The 4,586-nt window shown below is 73.7% G+C and carries 4 protein-coding genes; all 4 read right to left on the reverse strand.

Annotation, left to right across the window (positions count from 1 at the left end):
- On the reverse strand, positions 1-1,197 hold a 1,197-nt coding region (locus tag DZG00_RS12565; protein WP_255414060.1), incomplete at its 3' end, for a thiamine pyrophosphate-binding protein.
- Positions 1,194-2,162, reverse strand: a complete 969-nt coding sequence (iolB, locus tag DZG00_RS12570; protein WP_119382576.1) for a 5-deoxy-glucuronate isomerase — start codon at positions 2,160-2,162, stop codon at positions 1,194-1,196. The genes DZG00_RS12565 and iolB, both read right to left, overlap by 4 nt.
- A gap of 52 nt (positions 2,163-2,214) precedes the next feature.
- Complete coding sequence (locus tag DZG00_RS12575; protein ID WP_119382575.1) at positions 2,215-3,720, reverse strand: CoA-acylating methylmalonate-semialdehyde dehydrogenase; 1,506 nt, start codon at positions 3,718-3,720, stop codon at positions 2,215-2,217.
- Between the two features lie 50 nt (positions 3,721-3,770).
- Positions 3,771-4,586: class I fructose-bisphosphate aldolase (locus DZG00_RS12580; RefSeq protein ID WP_233550134.1), on the reverse strand; the 816-nt coding region annotated here is incomplete at its 5' end.

Below are 4,586 nucleotides of genomic sequence, written 5' to 3' on the forward strand. Positions count from 1 at the left end.
CAGCGCGCCGCCGGTGGGCGCGAGCGCGCGGTCGACCGCCGCGTCCCACTCGCGCTTCTCCCGGGCGATGCGGTCGGCGTACGCGGCGTCGACGCGCGTTCCCGCGAGCGCCTCGATCAGCGCCTCGAGCGTCTCGCGGGGGTCGGCGACCACGGGCAGCTGCGTCCCGTGCTTGTAGGCGTCGAACGGCGCGACGTTGACGTTGACGAAGGTCACGTCGGGCCGCTGGAACGCCGTGCGGCTCGCGGTCGTGAAGTCGGAGTAGCGCGTGCCGATGCCGATCACGACGTCGGCCTCCGCGGCGAGGCGGTTCGCGGCGGTGGACCCGGTGGCGCCGATGCCGCCCAGGTACTGCGGCTGGTCCCAGACGAGGGATCCGCCGCCGGCCTGGGTCGTGGCCACCGGGATCCCCGTCTGCTCGGCGAAGCGGAGGAGCGCCTGCTCTGCCGCGGAGTAGATGACGCCGCCGCCCGCGACGATGAGCGGCGTGCGGGCGTCGCGGATCGCCTGGACCGCGCGCGCGAGCGGCCCGCGCTCCGGGAGCGGCCGGCGCAGGTGCCACTCGCGCGGCGCGAGGAACGCGAGCGGCACGTCGAGCGCCTCCGCCTGCACGTCCTCGGGCAGCGCGATGGTGACCGCGCCGGTCTCGGCCGGGTCGGTGAGCACGCGCATGGCGGCCAGCGCGATCGAGCACAGCTGCTCGGGCCGCTGCACGCGGTCGAAGAAGCGCGAGAGCGGGCGGAACGCGTCGTTCACGCTGATCCCCGTATCGTGCGGGTGCTCGAGCTGCTGCAGCACGGGATCCGCCACCCGGGTCGCGAAGGTGTCGCTCGGCAGGAGCAGGGCCGGCAGCCGGTTCGCGGTGGCGAGGGCCGCGCCCGTGAGCATGTTGGCGGCGCCCGGCCCGACGGACGCGGCGCTCGCGTAGGTGGCGAGGCGGCGGTGCATGCGCGCGAAGCCGACCGACTGGTGCACCATCGCCTGCTCGTTGCGGGCCTGGTGGTACGGCATGAGGTCGGGATCCTGCGCGTTGGCCTGCATGAGCGCCTGGCCGATCCCGGCGACGTTGCCGTGGCCGAAGATCCCGAAGACGCCGGGGATGGTGCGCTCGCGGTGGTCGCCGTCGACCGTCCACTGGTTGGCGAGGAACGCGACGAGCGCCTGGCTGACGGTCATGCGGACGGTGGGCTCGGTCATCGGGCGGGTGCTTCCTGGTCGGGTGCGGATGCGGGCGGTGCGGCGGGGGCGGACGGCGCGTCGGCGGTGTACGGCAGTCGCGGGTCGATGTCCTGCCCGGCCCACGTGCCGCGGATCCAGCCGTGCGCGGGGTGGTCGGAGATGAGCCACGCGCGGTCGGCGCCGGGCCCCGCCATCACGTTCAGGTAGTAGAGGTCGTAGCCGGGCGCCGCGACCGCGGGCCCGTGGTAGCCGTGGGGCACGAGCGCGACGTCGCCCGTGCGCACCACGGCGTCGATCGCGATCTCGCCCGCGGGCGACGACGACGTGTGGAACAGGCCGAACGGATCCGCCTCCGCGGGCGCCTCCAGCCCGCGGCCGACGGCGGTCTCGAAGTAGTAGATCTCCTCCAGCTCCGACTCCTCCCCCGGCTTCGCCTCGTCGTGCTTGTGCGCGGGGTAGCTCGACCAGTTCTCGGCGGGCGTCACGACCTCGCAGACGATGAGGCGCTCGGCGTCGAGGGATCCGGGGCTGCCGGGCGTGCCGAAGTTGTGCACCTGCCGGCTCGACCGGCCGGCGCCGCGGAGCTCGACGGAGACGTCCTCGCGGGCGATCCGGCGGGTCGGCACGTGCCGGGTGGCGGGCGACTCCGCGACGGCCACGCGGCCGGATCCGGTGAGCACCGCGCTCGACGCGCACGAGAGGTAGAGCACGTCGGTCGGCCCGGCGAAGACCGACGCGCGGCCCGCGAGATCGATGACGAGCTCGTCGCCGTCGCCCTCGCGGTGGCGCACGGCGAAGGATCCCGCGAGCGGCACGACCATGCGCTCCACTCCCGACGCGGGAAGCTCGAGCGCGTCCCCGTCGCCGAGCACCGCGACCCGGAGGCCCGTGTGCTCCCAGCCGGGCAGGGATCCGTCGACCACGGTCTCCCAGCCGTCCCGGCCGAGGCTCCCGCGGGGGTGCAGCCACTCGTTCGTCGTCATGCGCGTCTCCGTCGTCGTCGTCGGGTGCCCGGCCGGGCGTGGATGGTGCGGATCAGTTCTGCGGGAAGCCGAGGTCGACGCCGCCGTGCGACGGGTCGAGCCAGCGGCTGGTGATGGCCTTCTGCTGCGTGAAGAACCGCACGCCCTCGGCCCCGTGCGCCTTGGTGTCGCCGAAGAGGCTGGAGCGCCAGCCGCCGAACGAGAACGTGGCGACGGGCACGGGGATGGGGACGTTGATCCCGATCATGCCGACCTGCACCTCGTTCTGGAAGCGCCGCGCGGCCCCGCCGTCGTTCGTGAAGATCGCGGTGCCGTTGCCGAACGCGCCCCGGTTGATGAGCGCGACGCCCTCCTCGTACGAGCGAACGCGGACGACGCCGAGCACGGGCCCGAAGATCTCCTCCGTGTACGCGCGCGAGCTCGTGGGCAGCTCGTCGATGAGGGTGGGTCCGAGCCAGAAGCCGTCGGCCTCGCCGTCGACCTCGATGCCCCGGCCGTCGACCACGATGCGGGCGCCGTCCTCCTCCGCGACGTCGATGTAGGACGCGACCTTGTCGCGGTGCGCCTCGGTGACGAGCGGTCCCATGTCGCAGCCGCGGCGCCCGTCGCCGACGCGCAGGCCCGCCATGCGCGACGTGATCCGCTCGATGAGCGCGTCGGCCACGGGCTCGACCGCGACGACCACCGAGATCGCCATGCAGCGCTCGCCCGCCGAGCCGAAGCCCGCGTTGACGGCCGAGTCGGCGACGAGGTCGAGGTCGGCGTCGGGCAGCACGAGCATGTGGTTCTTGGCACCTCCCAGCGCCTGCACGCGCTTGCCGTGCCTCGTGCCCGTCTCGTAGACGTACTGGGCGATGGGCGTGGATCCGACGAACGAGATCGCGCGCACGTCCGGGTGCGTGAGCAGCCCGTCCACCGCCTCCTTGTCGCCGTTCAGCACCGTGAAGACGCCGTCCGGGAGGCCCGCGCGCTTCCACAGCTCCGCCATCCAGATCGCAGCGCTCGGATCCTTCTCGCTCGGCTTCAGCACCACCGTGTTGCCCGCCGCGATCGCGATGGGGAAGAACCACATCGGCACCATCGCCGGGAAGTTGAAGGGAGAGATGATCCCGACCACGCCCAGCGGCTGCTTGGTCGAGTACACGTCGACGCCCGTGGACACCTGCTCCGAGTACTCGCCCTTGAGGTGGTGCGCGAGGCCGGTCGCGAACTCCACGACCTCCTGCCCGCGGGTGATCTCGCCGAGCGCGTCGCTCACGACCTTGCCGTGCTCCGACGTGATGATCTCCGCCAGCTCGCCCTTCTCGGCCTCGAGCAGCTCGCGGAAGCGGAAGAGGATCGCCTGCCGCTTGGCGAGCGACAGGTCGCGCCAGGCCGGGAACGCGGCGTGCGCCGACGCGATCGCGCGATCGATCTCGTCGGCTCCCGCGAGCGCGACCTCCTTCGTGACGACGCCGCGGGCCGGGTCGTAGACGGGCGCGGTGCGGCCGGAGGTGGAGGGCGAGCGGGCGCCGTCGATCCAGTGCGGGACGACGGGGAGCGGGGCGGTGTCGGTCATGGTGTCCTTCGTCGGTCGGCGTGCGGGGTGCGGCGTGCGGGTGGCGGGCGTCAGGGGCGGGTGCGGCCGTGCACGAGGTCGACGGCCTGGTCGACCGCGCGGGCGACGTCGCCGTCGGCGGGGTGGATGAGCGTGCGTCCGACGACGAGGCCGCGGACCCCGGGCAGGTCGAGCGCGTGCTCCCAGCCGGCCCAGGTGTCCTCGCTCGCGCCCTGCGGATCCCCGCCGAGCAGCAGCGTGGGCAGCGTCGTGGCGGCCATGACGCGGGCCATGTCGTCGACGACGGGCAGCTTCATCCACGTGCGGGCGGAGGAGGAGCCGAGGCCGGACGCGATGGCGATCGAGGTGATGACGGCGTCGGCGGTGAGGTCGTTGACGATCCGGCCCTCGTGCCACGCGCTCATGAACGGCTCCAGCATGATCGGCAGGCCGGCGCGCACCGCGTCGTCGACCGCGCGCGCGTTGGCCTCCAGGGTGCGGGCGGTGCCGGCGTCGCCGAGGTTCACGCGCACGAGGGTCTTCGCGAAGTCGAGCCCGTCGCGGACGATCCCGGCGACGTCGTAGGCGGTGAAGCGGTCGTCCATCTCGAAGGCGGCGCCGCGCAGGCCGCCGCGGTTCATGGATCCGACCACGACCTTGTCGTCGAGGAGGCCGAGGAGCGCGAGGTCGTCGACGATGTCCGGGGTGCCGAGCACGCCGTCGACGCCGACGCGCGTGAGGGCGGTGGCGAGCCCCTCGAGCAGGGCGTAGCGGTCGGCGAGCGCCATCGGGTCGTCGCCGACGCCGAGCGCGCCGCGGGCGGGGTGGTCGGCGGCGACGATGAGCAGGCGGCCGTCGTCGCGGATCAGCGGGCGGCGGACCCGGCC

Origin of the sequence: Clavibacter lycopersici, assembly GCF_003576405.1 — a bacterium.
GTDB classification, from domain to species: Bacteria; Actinomycetota; Actinomycetes; order Actinomycetales; family Microbacteriaceae; genus Clavibacter; species Clavibacter lycopersici.

Coding starts and splice junctions, on each gene's coding strand:
- iolB (WP_119382576.1), bottom strand. CDS start 2,162: ATGACGACGAACGAGTGGCTGCACCCCCGCGGGAGCCTCGGCCGGGAC.
- DZG00_RS12575 (WP_119382575.1), bottom strand. CDS start 3,720: ATGACCGACACCGCCCCGCTCCCCGTCGTCCCGCACTGGATCGACGGC.